2 protein-coding genes are annotated in these 2,557 nt (G+C 64.6%); one reads left to right on the top strand and one right to left on the bottom strand.

Features of this window, described 5'->3' with window-relative positions:
* Positions 1-112: 112 nt before the first annotated feature.
* The gene (locus ACWDVB_RS40160; RefSeq protein ID WP_451612063.1) at positions 113-940 is read right to left on the bottom strand and encodes an HARBI1 family protein; all 828 of its coding nucleotides are present in this window, start codon (positions 938-940) and stop codon (positions 113-115) included.
* Positions 941-1,141: 201 nt separating this feature from the next.
* On the opposite strand from ACWDVB_RS40160, the gene ACWDVB_RS40165 reads away from it, so the two are divergent.
* Positions 1,142-2,322, top strand: a protein-coding gene (locus ACWDVB_RS40165) for an IS3 family transposase (protein ID WP_451612064.1) whose coding sequence is annotated in 2 segments (ribosomal slippage) — positions 1,142-1,406 and positions 1,406-2,322 — 1,182 coding nt in all. Because the reading frame shifts where the segments join, the coding sequence is not laid out codon by codon here.
* Positions 2,323-2,557: the final 235 nt, after the last annotated feature.

The raw sequence follows: 2,557 nt of genomic DNA on the forward strand, positions 1-2,557 counted from the left end.
GGAACTCCGGGGTGTACTTGCTGGGTGGTGCCACTTCGTGCTTCCTCGTTTCCTTGACAGGACAACCCTATTGAGCCTTTCCCGGTAATGGATCATGACGTTGTGTGATCGTTCAGATGGTTCGGTCGTATTCGAGCTGGAGCAGGACGAGGGCCGCGGCGGCGATCTGGGTGATGCGGCTGGGATCCAGACTGACCCGTCGCAGGGCCTTGAAAGTGGTCTTGAGCAGGGAGTTGGCCCGTTCGCACACGCCGTGGACGCCTCGGATGACCTTGTTGTAGGTCTGCTGGGCCTCGGTCAGCTCGCCGCCCGCGGGCCTCTTGTGCGGGTGGCGGAAGCCGTCTCCGGCGTTCTCGTAGCCGAGGTCGACGAGGGTCGGCACGCCCAGCTCGGCGGCGAGGGTGTTCAGGGCGTCGAGCAGGCCGTGGTGGCGGGCGCAGGTGGTGTCGTGCTCGCGGCCCGGGCGGACCGGGGAGACCCAGATCGGCCAGCCGTCCGGGGTGGAGATGACCTGCACGTTCCCGCCGTGATGGCGGTGTTTTCCGGACCACCACAAATCCGCGCCGTTGGGGCCGGGGGCCGCGACGCGGTCGGTGCGGACCACGGTGCCGTCCAGGTTCAGATGGGTCAGCCCCGCTGCCTTCGCCCGCTCCAGCGCGGTACGCAGATCCGGCGCCCCGGCCGCCAGGACGGCCAGTCCCTCGTGCAGGTAGCGGTAGGCGGTGGAGGACGACAGGCCGTTGTCACGGGCGAGTTGTGCCAGGCGGGTGCCGTCGAGGAACCAGCGCAGGATGAGCACCGCCTGCCGGAAGCAGCCCAGCGCACGCCGCCCCCGACGGGTGCCGACCGCGACGCGGTGGTCGCGCAGCAGTTGGGCCAGGTGCTCCGCGGTGGACCGGCGGACATCGAGCACGGCGGTGTATGTGACACTGGTCGGCACGTGAGGCCCCTCGGTCGGATCTTTCTGTCGCAAGATCGTTCCTACCAGGGGCCTTACGGCTGCGCGGACTTGGAGACGGCGCAAGCTCAGCCGTCACAGCGCGCGACGACCGGTTACCGGGAAAGGTTCATTGAGGTGCCTCGAGGTTCCCGGACAGGGACCCAATAGGGTTGTCCTGTCAAGGAAACGAGGAAGCACGAAGTGGCACCACCCAGCAAGTACACCCCGGAGTTCCGCGCGGAAGCCGTCCAGATTGCGCTCCGATCCAGCAAGACCATCTCTGAAACGGCTCGCGAGCTTGAATTGAACCCGGAGACACTCCGGGGCTGGGTGAAGAAGCACCAGAAACAGCACGAGCCGCCTGCCGACGCCGAGCTGACGGTCAGCGAACGCGCTCGACTGAAGGAACTCGAGCGCCGCATTCGCGAAGTCGAGATGGAGAACGCCTTCCTGAAAAAATGCGCGGCGTACTTCGCGAAGGATCCCCGGTAGCAAGAAAGTACGAGTTCATCGAAACGATGCGGCTCGACACCGCGGAGTACGTATTCCCGGTCGAGTTCATGTGTGAACGGCTCGACGTATCCAAGTCCGGCTACTACGACTGGAGAAGCCGCCCCAATTCTGCGACGGCCCAGCGCCGCGAGGAATTCAAGTTGCTCGTCAAGAAAGCCTTCGAGATGTCCGACAGCACCTACGGATACCGGCGCATCCACGCCCAGCTGGCGCGCTGGGGCCACGCCGCCGGCCTGGAGCTGGTGCGCCAGCTCATGCGTGAACTGGGCCTAATGCCCTGCCAGCCCCGCCCGAAGCGGCTCAGCCTGACCCAGGCCGCGGCGGGCTTGGTGCCCGATCTCGTCGGCCGGAACTTCACTGCCGACGCCCCGGGTGAAAAGCTCGTCGGTGACATCACTTACATTCAGACCGATGAGGGCTGGCTGTATCTCGCGACCGTCATCGACTGCTGCACGAAGGAAGTCATCGGGTATGCGATGGACGACCACTACCAGACCCCTCTGATATCGCGCGCCATACGCAACGCGGCTCGCAACAGGAAACTCGCCAAGGGCGCGATATTTCACTCCGATCGCGGCAGCAACTACATGTCAGCCGAGTTCGGCAAGACGCTGAACCAGTTCGGACTCCGCAGGTCGGCCGGGCGCACAGGGATTTGTTTCGACAACGCTATGGCTGAATCGTTCTTCGGAGCACTCAAGAACGAGCGGGTCTCCCGCGTGACGTACCTGACCAGAGAAGCCGCCCGGCAGGACATCACTCGGTACATCGAATTCTGGTACAATCGCAAACGCCTTCACTCGGCGATCGGTTACCGCCCTCCGCGAGAAGTCCACGCCGAGTATGCGAGGTTGCAAACAGCCGCGTGAAATGAACGGTCAGATCCCTGTCCGAAAAACGCGAGGCCCCTCACACGCCGCTCGAACTCGTCTTGCGCACCATCGGCCGCGACGGCGTCCGGAATCTTCCGGACCTGCTCAGTGGCATAGACATCATCCGCTGGGACGAGGACGAACAGGGGAATTACACCCTCGGAGGTCGCAACCAGCTGGAGGCAACCCTGCTGACCAACGCCCGCAGATGGGGGGAGGAGCGGGAGGCGGC

It is taken from the genome of Streptomyces sp. NPDC003379 (genome assembly GCF_053589195.1).